This window comes from Mesorhizobium sp. ORM8.1 (assembly GCF_053005525.2).
On sequence record NZ_CM132600.1, the window covers coordinates 5,574,214 to 5,589,481 of the forward strand.

At 63.6% G+C, this 15,268-nt stretch carries 15 protein-coding genes; 6 read left to right on the forward strand and 9 right to left on the reverse strand.

Annotated elements, in window-relative coordinates; genetic code table 11:
* Nucleotides 1-22 precede the first annotated feature (22 nt).
* A complete protein-coding gene (locus tag ACVDG8_RS27900; RefSeq protein ID WP_447251312.1) occupies nucleotides 23-268 on the forward strand; it encodes an antitoxin in 246 nt (81 codons plus the stop codon).
* Nucleotides 265-651, forward strand: coding sequence for a PIN domain-containing protein (locus ACVDG8_RS27905; RefSeq protein ID WP_447251313.1), 387 nt, complete (start codon nucleotides 265-267; stop codon nucleotides 649-651). Before ACVDG8_RS27900 ends, ACVDG8_RS27905 begins: the two co-directional genes overlap by 4 nt.
* Nucleotides 652-657: 6 nt before the next feature.
* On the opposite strand, the gene ACVDG8_RS27910 is transcribed toward ACVDG8_RS27905, so the two are convergent.
* Together ACVDG8_RS27910 and ACVDG8_RS27915 are read right to left on the reverse strand one after the other, a co-directional pair.
* The gene (locus tag ACVDG8_RS27910; RefSeq protein ID WP_447251314.1) at nucleotides 658-1,605 is read right to left on the reverse strand and encodes a cation diffusion facilitator family transporter; all 948 of its coding nucleotides are present in this window, start codon (nucleotides 1,603-1,605) and stop codon (nucleotides 658-660) included.
* Nucleotides 1,606-1,610: 5 nt separating this feature from the next.
* Complete coding sequence (locus ACVDG8_RS27915; RefSeq protein ID WP_447251315.1) at nucleotides 1,611-3,800, reverse strand: anthranilate synthase; 2,190 nt, start codon at nucleotides 3,798-3,800, stop codon at nucleotides 1,611-1,613.
* A 313-nt stretch (nucleotides 3,801-4,113) separates the two neighbouring features.
* Here ACVDG8_RS27915 and ACVDG8_RS27920 point away from each other — a divergent pair, with 313 nt between their 5' ends.
* Nucleotides 4,114-4,884 (forward strand): isocitrate lyase/PEP mutase family protein, encoded by a 771-nt coding sequence (locus ACVDG8_RS27920; RefSeq protein WP_447251316.1) that lies wholly within the window; start codon nucleotides 4,114-4,116, stop codon nucleotides 4,882-4,884.
* A gap of 6 nt (nucleotides 4,885-4,890) precedes the next feature.
* On the opposite strand, the gene ACVDG8_RS27925 is transcribed toward ACVDG8_RS27920, so the two are convergent.
* From ACVDG8_RS27925 to ACVDG8_RS27940, 4 genes are all read right to left on the reverse strand, one after another.
* Nucleotides 4,891-5,946: a peptidase M14 gene (locus tag ACVDG8_RS27925; protein ID WP_447251317.1), complete on the reverse strand. Its 1,056-nt coding sequence runs from the start codon at nucleotides 5,944-5,946 to the stop codon at nucleotides 4,891-4,893.
* 148 nt (nucleotides 5,947-6,094) lie between these two features.
* Nucleotides 6,095-7,267 carry an MFS transporter gene (locus ACVDG8_RS27930; protein WP_447251318.1) on the reverse strand — a complete coding sequence of 391 codons (1,173 nt, stop codon included), beginning with the start codon at nucleotides 7,265-7,267 and terminating at the stop codon, nucleotides 6,095-6,097.
* Nucleotides 7,268-7,388: 121 nt separating this feature from the next.
* On the reverse strand, nucleotides 7,389-8,765 hold the full coding sequence (locus tag ACVDG8_RS27935) for an FAD-containing oxidoreductase (protein WP_447251319.1): 1,377 nt from the start codon (nucleotides 8,763-8,765) through the stop codon (nucleotides 7,389-7,391).
* On the reverse strand, nucleotides 8,762-9,223 hold the full coding sequence (locus ACVDG8_RS27940) for a DUF4126 domain-containing protein (RefSeq protein ID WP_447251320.1): 462 nt from the start codon (nucleotides 9,221-9,223) through the stop codon (nucleotides 8,762-8,764). Before ACVDG8_RS27940 ends, ACVDG8_RS27935 begins: the two co-directional genes overlap by 4 nt.
* A 187-nt stretch (nucleotides 9,224-9,410) precedes the next feature.
* On the opposite strand from ACVDG8_RS27940, the gene ACVDG8_RS27945 reads away from it, so the two are divergent.
* A complete protein-coding gene (locus tag ACVDG8_RS27945) occupies nucleotides 9,411-9,968 on the forward strand; it encodes a sugar O-acetyltransferase (RefSeq protein WP_447251321.1) in 558 nt (185 codons plus the stop codon).
* Nucleotides 9,969-9,980: 12 nt separating this feature from the next.
* Here ACVDG8_RS27945 and ACVDG8_RS27950 read toward each other — a convergent pair whose 3' ends face one another.
* Entirely contained in the window at nucleotides 9,981-10,979 is a 999-nt protein-coding gene (locus tag ACVDG8_RS27950) for a helix-turn-helix domain-containing protein (RefSeq protein WP_447251322.1), read from the reverse strand.
* A 124-nt stretch (nucleotides 10,980-11,103) separates the two neighbouring features.
* Here ACVDG8_RS27950 and ACVDG8_RS27955 point away from each other — a divergent pair, with 124 nt between their 5' ends.
* Nucleotides 11,104-11,745 (forward strand): cysteine hydrolase family protein, encoded by a 642-nt coding sequence (locus ACVDG8_RS27955; protein WP_447251323.1) that lies wholly within the window; start codon nucleotides 11,104-11,106, stop codon nucleotides 11,743-11,745.
* Nucleotides 11,746-11,828: 83 nt separating this feature from the next.
* On the opposite strand, the gene ACVDG8_RS27960 is transcribed toward ACVDG8_RS27955, so the two are convergent.
* Nucleotides 11,829-12,026 carry a hypothetical protein gene (locus tag ACVDG8_RS27960; RefSeq protein ID WP_447251324.1) on the reverse strand — a complete coding sequence of 66 codons (198 nt, stop codon included), beginning with the start codon at nucleotides 12,024-12,026 and terminating at the stop codon, nucleotides 11,829-11,831.
* A gap of 113 nt (nucleotides 12,027-12,139) precedes the next feature.
* Between ACVDG8_RS27960 and ACVDG8_RS27965 the strand changes: the two genes are divergently transcribed.
* Nucleotides 12,140-13,462, forward strand: a complete 1,323-nt coding sequence (locus tag ACVDG8_RS27965; RefSeq protein WP_447251325.1) for a hypothetical protein — start codon at nucleotides 12,140-12,142, stop codon at nucleotides 13,460-13,462.
* A gap of 67 nt (nucleotides 13,463-13,529) precedes the next feature.
* Here ACVDG8_RS27965 and ACVDG8_RS27970 read toward each other — a convergent pair whose 3' ends face one another.
* Entirely contained in the window at nucleotides 13,530-15,209 is a 1,680-nt protein-coding gene (locus ACVDG8_RS27970) for a formate--tetrahydrofolate ligase (RefSeq protein WP_447251326.1), read from the reverse strand.
* Nucleotides 15,210-15,268 lie beyond the last annotated feature (59 nt).

The window sequence follows — 15,268 nt, forward strand, 5'->3', positions numbered from 1 at the left end:
ATATCTCGCTTGAGGATAGCATATGGACAAAGCAAAGGTGTTCTGGTCGGGTCGGTCCCAAGCTGTGCGGCTTCCTAAGGAATTTCGTTTCGAAACAAACGAGGTTTCAATTCGTCGTCATGGCCAGACCGTAATTTTGGAGCCGCTCGCGCAAGATTGGGCGTGGCTCGACCAAGTGATCGGACCTGTTGATGACGATTTCGTCGAAGGGGCGCTGAAACGTCAGGACGGGCAGGATCGACCTGACTTGGATGACCTCTTCAAGTGATCTACCTGCTCGACACCAATGCCGTCATCGCAGTCATCGCGGGCGATGAAGGTCTGTTGGTGCTGCTAAAAAAGCATGAACCGCAGGACTTTGCTCTCTCGGCGATCGTAGTGCACGAACTGTACTATGGTGCTGAAAAGAGCCTGCGAAGATCCCAAAACCTGGCGCGTATTGAAGCTCTGCAGTTTCCGGTGCTGGAATTCGACCGGGAAGACGCGAGACATGCCGGAGAGATTCGCGCCACGCTTGCGGCGCTGGGAACCCCGATTGGCCCCTACGACGCGCTGATTGGCGGGCAGGCGCGTGCTCGGAACCTTACGTTGATAACCCGTAATATGCGAGAATTCGAGCGGATCAAAGATCTCGCCATCGAGGCATGGTAAGTCGCTTTATGCGAAAGGCACCGCCGTCGTGCCCTTGGGCAGCTTCGCCTCGTCGTCGGGTTCGACGTGGATGGTGACGCGCACCGAGGGGATTTCGGCCTTGAGCGCATCCTCGATGCGGTCGCAGATGACATGGCTGGCGCCGACGGTCATGTCGGCGTCGACGACCAGGTGGAACTCGATGAAGGTGGCGCGTCCGGCGATGCGGGTCTTCAAATCATGCACTTCCAGCGCGCCCTTGCAGTTGGCCGAGATGACATCGCGGATGTGCATGTGCTCCTGCTGATCGACGGCGCGGTCCATCAAGCCGTCCATCGACGAACCGATGACGTGCCAGCCCTGCCACAGGATGTTGAGCGCGACGATCACCGCGAGTGCGGGGTCCAGGATCTGCCAGCCGGTCAGGATTGCCCCGACCAGGCCGCCGAAGACGCCGATGGAAGTCACCACATCGGTCATGATGTGGTTGCCGTCGGCGACCAGCGCCGGCGACTTCTCGGCCCTGCCGGCGCGGATCAGCGTCCAGGCCCAGAAGGCATTGATGACGGTGGCGACGCCGTTGACGGCAAGACCTTCCCAGGGCTGTTCGAGCGGCGCCGGCGTCTGCCAGGAACGCCAGACCTCGTTGAGGATCAGAAGCGCGGCGAGAACGATCAGCACGCCCTCCAGCACCGCGGAAAAATACTCGGCCTTGTGGTGGCCGAACGGATGATCCTGATCGGCCGGCTTGTAGCTGACCTGGATCGCCCAGAAGGCGGCGACAGAGGCAATGACGTTGACGGTCGATTCCAGCGCGTCGGAATAGAGCGCGACGGAGCCGGTGACGTACCAGGCCGCGGCCTTCAGCGCGAGCACGACAAACGCAACCACGATCGACCAGAACGCAAGGTTGGCGACCTTACGCTTCGCGGCAGCCTTGGCTGCGGTCGTCACCCTGTTGTCGGCTTCGGCCATCGAGGTCAGGCTGCTTTTTCCTTGGCCTTGCGCGGCAGGTGCGCCACGATGTTCTCAATGATGCGCATGCCGGCATTGTGGCCGAGCGTCATGATCGATTCGGGATGGAACTGCACGGCGGCGATCGGCTCCTTGCGGTGCTCGAAGGCCATGATGACACCGTCCTCTGTCTCGGCCGTGACAATGAAGCCATCGGGCAGGCGCACCGGATCGGCGAAGATCGAGTGGTAGCGGCCGACGGTCACTTCCTTCGGCAGGCCCGAGAAGATGATGCCGGGCTTGGAGACGCGGATGCGCGACGGCTTGCCGTGCATCGGCACATGCAACTGCCTGAGCTCGCCGCCATAGGCTTCGGCCAGCGCCTGCAGACCAAGGCAGACGCCGAAGATCGGCAGATCGCGGGCACGCGCCTTCTTGATCGTGGCGGCGCAGTCGAAATCCTTTGGCGTGCCGGGGCCAGGCGACAGCACGACGAGATCCGGCTTCAATCGCTCGAAGACCTCTTCCGGCACCGGCGAACGTACGGTCGAGACGTTGGCGCCGGTCTGGCGGAAGTAATTGGCCAGCGTGTGGACGAAGGAGTCCTCGTGGTCGACCAGGAGAATGTTGACGCCATCGCCGACGCGCGCGGTGGTGCGCTCGGTTCCGGTGGCGTTGCCGGTCTTGGCGTCGCGGATGGCGGAGAGCATGGCGGATGCCTTCAGTTCGGTTTCGGCTTCTTCTTCTTCGGGAATACTATCGAAAAGCAGCGTCGCGCCGGCGCGCACCTCGGCGATGCCGTCCTTGATGCGGATGGTGCGAAGGGTGAGGCCGGTGTTCATGTCGCCGTTGAAATTGACCATGCCGATCGCGCCGCCATACCAGGCGCGCGGGCTCTTCTCGTTCTGCTCGATGAACCGCATGGCCCATAGTTTCGGCGCGCCGGTGACGGTGACCGCCCAGGCGTGCGACAGAAAGGCGTCGAAAGCGTCCATGCCTTCGCGCAAGCGGCCCTCGATGTGATCGACGGTATGGATGAGACGCGAATACATCTCGATCTGGCGGCGACCGATGACGCGTACCGAGCCCGGTTCGCAAACGCGCGACTTGTCGTTGCGGTCGACGTCCGAGCACATGGTGAGTTCGGACTCGTCCTTCTTCGAGTTGAGCAGCTTCAGGATCTGCTCGCTATCGGAAATGGCGTCGTCGCCGCGCTTGATGGTGCCCGAGATCGGGCAGGTCTCGACGCGGCGGCCATTGACGCGCACGAACATCTCCGGCGAGGCGCCGATCAGGTATTCATTGTCGCCGAGATTGATGAAGAAGGAATAGGGCGAAGGGTTGATCGATTTCAGCTTGCGGGAAATGTCGGAAGGCTGGGTCTCGCAGCGCTCGTAGAACATCTGTCCAGGCACGACCTCGAACAGGTCGCCGCGCTTGAAGCTCTCCATCGCCCGGCGCACCAGATTGGCATATTCGCCCGGCTCGTGGTCGCCGCGCGGCGGGATGCGGTCGGCGGTCTTGAACGGCTCGACATGGGCATCGCGCGGCAGGCCTTCGGTCGAAAAACCTTCGCCCGAATAATCATAGCGGTCGGTCCAGGCCTTGGTCGAATAATGGTCGACGACGAGGATCTCGTCGGGCAGGAACAGCACGAGGTCGCGCTGGCTCGCTTTGCGCTCCAGCCTGTGATCGACCGGGTCGAACTGGAAGGCGAGGTCGTAGCCGAAAGCGCCGTAGAGGCCGAGATTGGCGTCTTCCGCCGTCTTGAACAAAGCGGTGATGGCGCGCAGGACCGTGAAAACCGAGGGAACGCGGCTGCGCTCCTCCTCGGTGAAGACTCGGCCGGGCTTGGCGACATCGAGACGGATGAGCGTCTTGGAGGTCTCGGCGATCGTCACGTCACTCAAGCCGGCGAGCGTCTTGCCGATCGCCGGCAGCAGTGCCTCGCCGCGCTTGTTCAGCGCCTCGATGCGCATAGCGCGGCCGCGCGCCGAAATCACCAGCGGCGGATCGATGATGGCCGTGTCCCAGCGTGTGTAGCGGCCCGGATATTCATAATTCGAGGAAAACACCGCGCCGCGGCGCGAATTCAGCCCATCGATGTAAGCGTCGATCGCGCCTTCATAGGGGCGATCATGGCGCTCGCGCGTGATCGTCACGCCGCCCGCGGTGACGAAGCGCTCGGCCCCGTTGTCCAGAACTGTTGTCGTCATTGCCGTCTCCATTTTGGGCAACGGACCCGGGAATGGCTTGAAAAAACAAATGGCCGCCCGGACATTCCGTTGCGGCCACCCTCTTTTTCACGCACGCGCGTTCGAACAGGCCGCTATCAGCGAGCCCACCACCAAATGGTCTTGTTCGAATGCATGTTCATGGCGAAAATCCATAGCGGCGAAAAGCCGGACGCGCAACAGCTTTGAACGGCACATTCGGTGGCCGCCGCTTCCATATCCCATGGCACATCGCCAGGGCCGGCGGTCGCGCCTACTGTGGCTGTTCAATAGCAGGACGATGGGAAAACACCTAATGACCGAGCAGATCGAGCGCGCGCGGACCTTCCATGCCCTTCACGTCAAGGGAAACCCGGTCGTCCTCTACAATGCCTGGGATCCGGGCTCGGCCAAGATCATCGAGAAAGCGGGCGCCAAGGCCATCGCCACCGGAAGCTGGCCGGTCGCGGCGGCCTTCGGCTACGCCGATGGCGAGAAGATTCCACTGGAACTGGCGCTGGACAACATCAGGCGCATCGTGGCGGTGGTCGACCTGCCGGTGACCATGGACCTCGAAGGCGGCTATGGCGTCGAGCCGGAGGTTGTGGCGCAAACCGTAGCGCGCGCCTTGCAGGCCGGCGCCATCGGCTTCAATTTCGAGGACCAGATCGTCGGCGGCGCCGGCCTGCACGACATCGCCGTCCAGGTGAAGAGGATCGAGGCTGCGGCGGCAGCGGTCAAGGCTTCCGGCATCCCAGCCTTCCTCAACGCTCGCACCGACATCTTCCTCAAGGCGAAACCCGATACGCATGACAAGGCGTTGCTCGACCAGGCGATCGAACGGGCGCAGGCCTACGAGAAGGCTGGCGCGAGCGGCTTCTTCGCGGCCGGCCTCGGCGATCAGGGGCTGATCGAGGCGCTGTGCAAGGCGACGGCGCTGCCGGTCAACATCATCGCGCTGGCGCATGTTCCGCCGCGCCGGCGACTGGCGGAACTCGGCGTTGCCCGCATCAGCCATGGTCCGGTGCCTTACCGGCAGATGGCCGAATGGCTGGAAGGAAAGGCGCGGCAGGCTATATCGGGTTAGGGCAGCTCAGTCCTCCAGCGTGCCCGACCTGGCGTCGTCGCTTCTCTTATCACCGGCGAGCTTCAACAGATCCTCGCCGGTGCGGATGATGCGGCGCGAACGGCGGGTGAGGATGAAGCCCGATTGCGGCGTGAAGACTTCCGTGCGGCCGCCAACCTCACCCGGCGCATGCACGATGGTCGCCAACCTGTCGCCCTTGGCGACACGATCACCGGGCTTGACGTCGTAGAGGACCGCGCCGGCCCGGGGCGAGGGCATCATCTCGATGTTTTCCAGCGGCACGACAGGGCCGGAAAATTTTTCGAATTTCGGGACAGATGGATCCTGAACGACGCCGCGCGTCACCAGCAGGCGATAGAGACCTGCCCCATCGGACGCCGCAAAAGCGCCGTCGACATCGAGTATGCCGCGATATTCGACGGTGGTGACAGCGCGCCGGTCGAAGCGCGCGACGCTTGCGGGCACGTTCTGATAGGGCATGATCGAGGCGCCCTCGAAGGTGCCGCTGGTGTCCTCGCTCCACAGCACCACGGCGTCGGCGCCCATGGCGGCCGCGCAGTCGGCCATATACGGCCACAGGCTGGTATGGATGTAGAGATAGGCCAAGCCCTCGTCGTCGCAATGCAGGTCGAGAACGATGTCCTGCCCAAGCGAAAGCTGCACAAGCCGGTTCTTCAGCCGGCGATCGGCGCCGCCGAAAGTCGCGTCCGGCAAGAGCCTGGCGTCGGGCGCTGCAAGCAGCGGAAAGGAACGGTTGAAATTGGTGCGGGTGCCAAGGTTGAAGCGGCCCTGATGTTCGCCGAAATGATACTGGGCGCGGCCGATCGGATTGGCCCAGGGCACGATTGTGATCGGCCCCTTGATGCGGCCTTCGGCCTCCGCCCTGGCCAGCATCGGCATCAGCGCATCGATGGCGACGACGCCCGGTAATTCGCCGGCATGTAGCGCTGCCTGGAGATAGGCCGAGGGTGCGGCCTTGTCCGTGCCGTCGACGCGGAAGACGGGGAATTCGTAAGTGACGCCTTCGCTGTCGCCGGCGATGCGTTCGATCGTCTTCTGCATGGGATACCTCCGCGTGAAGAGGCTTCACACATGCATCGTTGCGATCAGGCTGTCGAGTGGTCCAGCCGGACCACGCCGTGGGGCAGCTATTTTTGTTTGACGCAATTTCCGGACGGAAAACCGTGTCACACTTTTCCTGGAAATTGCTTTATTCGGCCGGCTGAGTCTGCAGGACAGCGCGGCGGTCGAGCGCCTGCGACAGCACCGCGACCGCGACGGCCATAAGAGCGAGCACCGCGCCGACCAGCGGTAAATTGGCGTAGGAGACACCCCAGGCGATGGCGAGGCCGCCGATCCAGGCGCCGCTGGCATTGCCGACATTGAAGGCGCCCTGGTTCAGCGTCGCGGCCAGGTTCGGCCCTTCGGCAGCCGCCTCGACGACGCGGATCTGCAGCGGCGGCACGACGATGAAGATCAACAGGCCCCACAGGAAGACGATGGCGACGGCAACCGCCGGCATAGCGCCGAATTTGGTGAAGACGACGAACAAAAGAGCCATGGCCAGCAGCGTGCCGATCACGGTCGGCATCAGCTTCCAGTCGGCGAGCTTGCCGCCGATGATGTTGCCGATGGTCATGCCGGCGCCGAACAGGAGCAGCACCCAGGTGACGGTCGAGGTCGCCAGACCGGAAACATCGGTGAGATATGGCTTGATGTAGGTGAAGACCGCAAACAGGCTGGCGGAGGCGAGCGAGGCGATCAGCATCGCCAGCCAGACCTGCAGCTTGCCGAGCACGCGCAATTCGCTGACCAGGCCGCCGCCACTGGGCTCAGCGACGTCGGACGGCACCAGCCAGGCGATCGCCGCGACCGAGATCAGGCCGATGCCGACGACGGCGAGGAAAGTCGCGCGCCAGCCGAACGCCTCGCCGAGCGCGGTGCCGGCGGGAACGCCGAGGATGTTGGAGAGCGTCAGGCCGGCGAACATCAGCGCGATGGCGCTGGCGCGCTTGTTGCGCGGCACCAGGCTGGCGGCAACCACCGAGCCGATGCCGAAGAAGGCGCCATGACCGAAAGCGGTGAAGACGCGCGCGGCCATCAAAAGCCAGTAGTTGGGCGCAATGGCGCAGAAGAGATTGCCGATGGCGAACAGCGTGGCGAGGCCAACCAGCACCGGCTTGCGTGGCAGGCGGGCCGTGGCCATGGCGACGATCGGCGCGCCGAAGACGACGCCCAGCGCATAACCCGTCACCAGCAGGCCGGCCGACGGGATCGAAACGCGAAGGTCCGCCGCCACTTCCGGCAGCAGGCCCATGATGACGAATTCGGTGGTGCCGATGCAGAAGGATGCAATGGCAAGCGCTAGGATCGGCAACGGCATCGGATGTCCGGACTGAATCGGTTCAAATTCGAGACTGACTTTGGATGTGTCCGGTGCGCAAGCGCCATTGTTGCAACGCAGCAATGCAGAAAGACGAGGGCGGCGGCACTCTGGGGCTGATTCAGTCCAGCGGCTTGAGCTCCTGGGCGATTGTCACCAGCAATTCCGAAACGGTCGGATGGATGTGGACTGCCCGCGCGAGCGTGTCGACGGGCGCCTTGGCATACATCAGGTCGAGCACGCAGTGCACGGCCTCATCGCCGCCTGGGCCGAGCACCGCGCAACCGAGGATTTCCCTGGTGTCGGCATCGACCAGGATCTTCATGAAGCCTTGCGTCTCGCCCTTCTCGACGGCGCGGCCGACGCGGGTCATCGGCCGCTGGCCGACCAGCCCGCGACGGCCGGATTTCTTCACCGCGGCCTCGGTCATGCCGCAGCGGCCGAGCGGTGGATCGATGAAGAGGCCATAGGTCTCGATACGATCGCTGACCTTGCGCTGATCGTTGTCGAGCAGATTGGCGGCGACGATCTCGTAATCGTTGTAGGAGGTGTGGGTGAAAGCGCCCTTGCCGTTGCAGTCGCCCAGCGCCCAGATGCCGGGCACACTGGTGCGCAACTGGTCATCGACGGCGACGAAGCCGCGCTGGTCGACCGCGACGCCGGCCTTGTCGAGGCCGAGATCGTCGGTGTTGGGGACGCGACCGAGCGCCAGCAGCACATGCGAGCCGACCGCCGGCGGTTTGCCGTCGGAGAAGGTGACGGCGATGTCGTTGCCCTGCTTGGCAAAGCCGATGTCGTCGGCGCCGAGATGGACAGCGATGCCTTCGTTCTCGAGGATCGACAGGATGGCGGCCGATGTGTCCTCGTCCTCGCGGCCGGTCAGCCGCGCCGCCTTCTCGATGACCGTCACCTGCGAGCCGAAGCGGCGGAACATCTGCGCGAATTCAAGTGAGATGTAACTGCCGCCGACGACGATGAGATGGTCGGGCAATACATCGAGGTCCATCATCGAGGAATTGGTGAGATAGGAAATGTCGTTGACGCCGGGCAGGTTGGGCACCGAGGCGCGGCCGCCGGTGTTGAGGAAGATTTTCGGCGCGGTCAAAAGCTCGTCGCCAATGCGCACGGTGTCGGCGGATTCGAAGCGGGCATGGCCGCGATAGAGCGTGCAGCCCTTCATGCCGGCGATCCATTTTTCGAGATTGCCGCGGGCGTCGTTCGTCACCTTGTCCTTGCGCGCCTTGATGCGCGTATAGTCGACGCCCACCGGACCGGAGAATGTCACGCCGTAATCGGCGGCGCGGCGGGCGAGATGCGCGGCATAGGCGCTGGCCACCATCGTCTTGGTCGGCATGCAGCCGGTGTTGACGCAGGTGCCACCGATGAATTTGCGTTCGATCAGCGCGACCTTCATGCCGGCGGCCTCAAGCCGGCCGACGAGCGGCGGGCCGGCCTGGCCGGCGCCGATGACGATGGCGTCGAAGGTTTTTGCCGTCATGCCACCGCCGCCACGATCAGCAGGCCGCCGATGATCGCAACCGCGTCCTCGATGAAGGCGGCAGGCGGATCCTTGCCGAAGGCCGCGGCCAGTCTGGCACGGACTTCGGCGCCACTGAGCGTGCCGATCACCGCGCCGATGGCGCCGGCGACAAGGCCGCCGATCGTGGCCCCGGTCGTGGCGCCGATCACCGCGCCTGCAAAAGCGCCGGCGACGATGCGCGCGCCGAACTGCTGCGGCACTTTCCGGCTCGGCGTCGACGGCAACTGGTCGGTGATCAACTCGACGATTGCCAGGATGGTGAAGATGCCCACCGCAATCCAGTAGCCCATGAAGCTTGCCCAGGTGCCGGCGACCGGGAGCCAGCCGAGATACGAGCCCCAGGCGACCGCAGCGGGCGCCGTCATGGCGCGCAAGCCGGCAATGACGCCGATCAGAAGTGCGAGAAGATAGAGCATGGTTGATCCCCCTCGATCGCCGGGACAGCACAGTCCGGAAAGAGCAGGCTAGCATAGGCGCGGCCTTTGGCTAGCACATGACATCGGAAAATCGGAACCGATTTTGCGCCCGGTGTTGCCGGCACGCTGGCACTTTTCCGCTCACTGCAATTGTGCTTGCAATGACGCCAAATGGAGGTCCCCTTTCATGACCGGAAGCGAGCGCATGAAGATGGCGGCCGGTGAGTGGTACACCTGCATCGACGACGAGCTGGAGGCGCTGCGCGTCACCGCGCGCGATGCGGTGTTCGAGCACAACGGCCTGCCGCCCCGGCAACGCGGCAACATCGCCCCGGCCCTGCAGGCGCTGCTTGGCGGCGCGGGCGAGGGCGCGCGCATCGAGGCGCCGTTCCACTGCGCCTATGGCTTCAACCTGTTTCTCGGCGCGCGCGCGTTTCTCAATGCCGGATGCACCATCCTCGACACAGCGCCGGTGCGCATCGGCAAGGCAACGCTGCTCGGTCCCAATGTGCAGATCTATTGCGCCGAGCATCATCGCGAAGCCGCCGGGCGCCTGGCCGGGCTAGAGATCGCCAGGCCGGTGACGATCGGCGACGATGCCTGGATCGGCGGCAGCGCGGTTATCCTCGCCGGCATCAGCATCGGCGATGGCGCCATCGTCGGCGCAGGCAGCGTGGTGACGCGCGACGTGCCGGCCAACACGACCGTGGTCGGCAATCCGGCGCGGGTGGTCACGCGCCCCTGAGCGCGGCCTTCGCTATGCAATCGCGGACGCAGAACCGCTTTGCACCTTTCCCGGAATTGCTCTTGAGAATTCGCGCCGGTAGCGCATGGGCGAGGTCCGGAGCCTTGCCGCAAAATGCTGGCGCAGCGAGGTGGCGCTGCCGAAGCCGGCTTCGAAGGCAACCATATCCATCGACTTGTCCGTCTGCTCCAGCAGCCTTTGCGCCAGCGCGATGCGCTGGTCGGCCAGCCAATCGCCGAAACTGGTGCCGGTGGTTTTCTGGAAGCGGCGGGTGAAGGTGCGGCGGGTCAGCCCGGCCGCGTCGGCAACGCTGTCGAGGCTGTGCGCTTCGCCTGGTGTCGCCCGCACCTGGTCGAGCGCATGCGTGAACCGGTCGGCGTTCGGCGTCGGCGCAAGCGGTCGCTCGATGAACTGCGCCTGCCCGCCCTGGCGGTGTGGTGACAGGACCACGTGGCGCGCAAGCCGCAGTGCCGCCTCGGCGCCGTAGCGGGCGCGCACGATGTGCAGGCAGCAGTCCAGCCCCGCGGCAACGCCGGCGGAGGTGATGATATCGCCGTCATCGATGTAGAGGACGTCGGCATCGATCTCGACATCAGGGTGAAGCGCCTGCAACTGGTCCGTATAGGCCCAATGTGTCGTGGCCTTGCGCCCGGCAAGCAGCCCGGCGGCGGCGATAGCGAAGGTGCCGAGGCACAGGCCGACGATCAGGGCGCCACGCCGGTTGGCCCGAACGAGCGCCTGTTTGAGCGGCGTGGCCAGGGGCGCGTCGAGATCTTTCCAGCTTGGGATGATGACGATGTCGGCGTCATCGAGCGCCGAGAGCCCGTAAGGCACGACGACGCTCAATCCGGCATCCGTGTGGATCGTGCCTTCTTCCATGGCGCAGACCCGGAAGTCGAAACGGGGCAGGCCGAGCTTCGTGCGGTCGGCGCCGAACACCAGGCAAGGCACGGAAAGGTGGAACGGGCTGATGCCGTCGAAGGCGACGGTGGCGATGATCGGGGTCTTCATGGCGGACATCTTTCAATCGAAACGCGGATTGTCCCAATTCTTTCGAATGATGTCAATCGGGCCACTTTCTGGCAACCGACGGGTAGCCTAACCTGTGCCCATCAACACAGCCGAGGAGCCAACCATGTCAGAACCCGCCAATCAGCCACGCCGCGCGCTTATCGTCGTCGACGTCCAGAACGACTATGACGGCGGCAATCTCGCCATTCAGCATCCGCCGTTCAACGAGAGCGTCGTCAACGTGGCGCGTGCCATGGACGCGGCGGCGGCTGCCGGCATCAAGATCGTCGTCGTGAAGCAGATGGCGCCCGAGACCTCGCCGATCTTCGCCAAGGGCAGCCATGGCGGCGAACTGCATCCCGAGATCGCCAGGCGCGCCCGCGACCACTATGTCGAAAAGAAGCTGCCTTCGGCCTTCACCGGCACCGACCTGGAACAGTGGCTGCGTGCCAACGGCATCGATACGCTCGCGGTCGTCGGCTACATGACGCATAATTGCGACCTGTCGACCATCATCCACGCCGTGCATATGGGATTTGCGGTGGAGTTCCTTTCCGACGCCTCCGGCGCGGTGCCCTATGCCAACAGCGCCGGCTACGCGTCGGCCGAGGACATCCATCGCGTGGTGAGCATCGTGCTGCAGTCGCGCTTTGCCGCGGTCTTGAAGACGGCTGAATGGATTGACTGCCTGAAGACCGGCGCCCTGCCGGAACGCGACACGATTTATGCGTCGAACCAGCGGGCGTTGACCAGAGACGCCGCCTGAACCGGAATAAATCAAGGCGCCGTAGCGATACGGCGCCGATTGCTTTTATACAGAAATATAATCCAAGAAGAGCGTGACCCATTTCACAGAAGCGAACCCGGCACTTCTAAAGAGTCATGCTGCCTTTGATTGACGATTGAGCGCGATTGGCTGGGGGCTGATTTGAAAGCGCGCATTGCACGAACCTTGATTGTTACGGTGGTTGCCGTCGGCGCCGCGCTGTTGCCGTGGCCCGCCTTCGCGCAGGTTCCTCCGCATACGCCCGGAACGATCTGCTTCACACAATTCTTCTGGTGCTGGGCGCAGCCGCCCGGGCCACCCGGCTACCCTTGCGGATGTCCGTCGCAGTACGGCTTCGTGCCGGGTTATCTGGGTTAGCCGTCGGAGGGGCGCGATGACGGCTTCCAACGATCCTCTTGTTTCCGATCTGCTCTCTGATGCGAAGCTTGTCGCCGGTTACGGCCGCTACGGCGTGTTCAAGGACAGCACATTGTTGGCGGCCATCGGCGACGCGGAAAAGCTCAACGCTGTGACGGCAAGCCAGCCCGAGGTGGTCAAGCTTCAGACGGTGCTGAACGACTGTTCCGCCACGGTGCCGTTCTCGACCCTGGCTGCACTGCGATCCGGCTGGTCACCGGGCGACATGTCACGGCGGACCGCGCTTGCGACGTATTTCCTCATCGCTCTGTCGGTGACGATGATGATCATCATCGGCAAGCTCACCTATGTCTACAACAGAGGCGTGTCGATCAGCACCGAGTTGCAGGAGATCGACAACAATGATTTCAGCGCCCGGTTCGGGCAATCGATCCGGCAGGTCTGGGCGACAAAGAAACAACTGAGTTCCGCCTCGGCGCGGCAGGCTTCGACGACCGACCTCACGCTGCTGAAGGATGCCTATTACAACTCCGTCGATAGCCTGCATTCGCTCGACCAGCGTTTCTCGTCGCTGTTGGGACGCGCGCAAGGGTTCATGACACAAGAGGCGCCGTTCCCGATCTGGGGAATGCAATGGGGTTATTGCAAGCTTTCCGAATCGCCGGTTTCGGACGATGCGGCTTCGGCTGCCCTCAGCCCTCGGCAGATGGCCATAGATCAGTTCTGCGACCAGCAGGCGGCGCTTGCGAAGCCCCAGGCCGGCGCCGAAAACATCGCGCAGCTGAAGCAGTCGGATTTCGACTGCAGCCAAGGTCAAGATAGCAATAAAAGCCAAGGCAGTGCCCAGGCCATCAGCGCTCTTGGCACGAAGGTCCCGGTGGATGATGTGAACGCAGATTTCGACGAGGCAACACGGAGCCTGCAATGCGATGGCGTCATCACGATTACGCCGAGCTCGATTTATACGCTGACCTTACAAGCCAAGAATTTGGGCGAGGTGCTCAGCCCCTATGCGCTGTGGATATTGCCCGCACTCTATGGCGCGCTCGGCGGCATCATGTTCCACATGCGCATGATCCTCAATCCGTTGCTGCCCAATCCGCCGCTGGCCAGGCTCATCCACCGCATCGCACTCGGCGCGCTGGCCGGCATGATCCTCGCCTGGTTCATGGCGCCCGGCACCAAGCTCGGCGGCGAGGTCACCAGCATCGGCTTCAGCCTGTTCACCTTCGCCTTCCTGTTCGGTTTCAGCCTGGATATCTTCTTCACCATCCTCGACCAGTTCGTCTCGATGTCGGTCGCCGGCATCAAGAAGTTCGGAACCTCGACGATGGCGTGAGGAATTCGCGCAAACAAAGGGCGCCGCAGCAAGGCGGCGCCCTTTTTCATTTCAGCGCGAACGAGGCTTAGAAAAGCCCTTCGATCTGGCCGGCTTCGTTCAGGAAGATCTTTTCCGAGGACGGCGCCTTGGGCAGGCCGGGCATGGTCATGACCTCGCCGCAAATGACGACGACGAAGCCGGCGCCGGCCGACAGCCTGACCTCGCGCACCGGCACGGTGTGGCCGGTCGGCGCGCCGCGCAGGTTCGGGTCGGTCGAGAAGGAATACTGGGTCTTGGCCATGCAGACCGGCAACTTGCCATAACCCGCTTCTTCCCAGGCCTTGAGCTGGTCGCGAACCGACTTGTCGGCGATCGCCTCCGAACCGCGATAGATGCGCTGGACGATGGTGTTGATCTTCTCGAACAGCGGCATGTCATCGGGATAGAGCGGCGCGAACTGCGAGGCGCCGGATTCGGCCAGCGCCACCACCTTGTTGGCGAGATCCTCGATGCCGGCCGAGCCCTTGGCCCAGTGCTTGCACAGGATCGCCTCTTCGCCCATCGAGGCGACATAGTCCTTCATCGCCTGGATCTCGGCATCGGTGTCGGAATAGAAGTGGTTGATGGCAACCACCGCCGGCACGCCGAACTGGCGGATGTTCTCGATGTGGCGGCCGAGGTTGGCGCAGCCCTTCTTGACCGCCTCGACGTTTTCCTTGCCGAGGTCTTCCTTCTTGACGCCGCCATTCATCTTCATGGCGCGCACGGTGGCGACGATGACGGCTGCCGCCGGCTTCAGGCCCGCCTTGCGGCACTTGATGTCGAAGAACTTTTCAGCGCCAAGGTCGGCGCCGAAACCGGCTTCGGTGACGACATAGTCGGCGAGCTTCAGCGCGGTGGTGGTGGCGACGACCGAGTTGCAGCCATGGGCGATGTTGGCGAACGGGCCGCCGTGGACGAAGGCCGGGTTGTTCTCCAGCGTCTGCACCAGGTTCGGCTGCATGGCGTCCTTCAAAAGCACAGCCATGGCGCCATCGGCCTTGAGGTCGCGGGCATAGACCGGCGACTTGTCGCGGCGATAGGCGACGATGATGTCGCCGAGACGCTTTTCCAGGTCCTTGAGGTCGGTGGACAGGCACAGGATCGCCATCACTTCCGAGGCGACGGTGATGTCGAAGCCGGCCTCGCGCGGATAGCCGTTAGCGACGCCGCCGAGCGAGCAGATGATTTCGCGCAGCGCCCGGTCGTTCATGTCCATGACGCGGCGCCAGGCGACGCGGCGGGTGTCGATGCCGAGCTCATTGCCCCAGTAGATATGGTTGTCGATCAGCGCCGAAAGCAGATTGTGCGCGGTGGTGATAGCGTGGAAGTCGCCGGTGAAATGGAGGTTCATGTCCTCCATCGGCACGACCTGCGCGTAGCCGCCGCCGGCGGCACCGCCCTTGACGCCGAAATTCGGGCCGAGCGAGGCTTCGCGGATGCAGACGATCGCCTTCTTGCCGATGCGATTGAGGCCGTCGCCCAGGCCGACCGTGGTCGTCGTCTTGCCTTCGCCGGCCGGCGTCGGGTTGATGGCGGTGACCAGGATCAGCTTGCCGTCCTTGTTGCCCTTCACCGACTTGATGAACTCGGCGGAAATCTTGGCCTTGTCGTGGCCATAGGGCAGCAGATGTTCGGTCGGGATGCCGATCTTCTGGCCGATCTCCTGGATCTGTTTTTTCTTGGCGGCGCGCGCGATCTCGATGTCGGACTTTACTTCGGCCATGACGGCGTTCCTCTGGATTGGACGGTGGAGGGTTTGATCACTTGTGCATGTTCGGGACG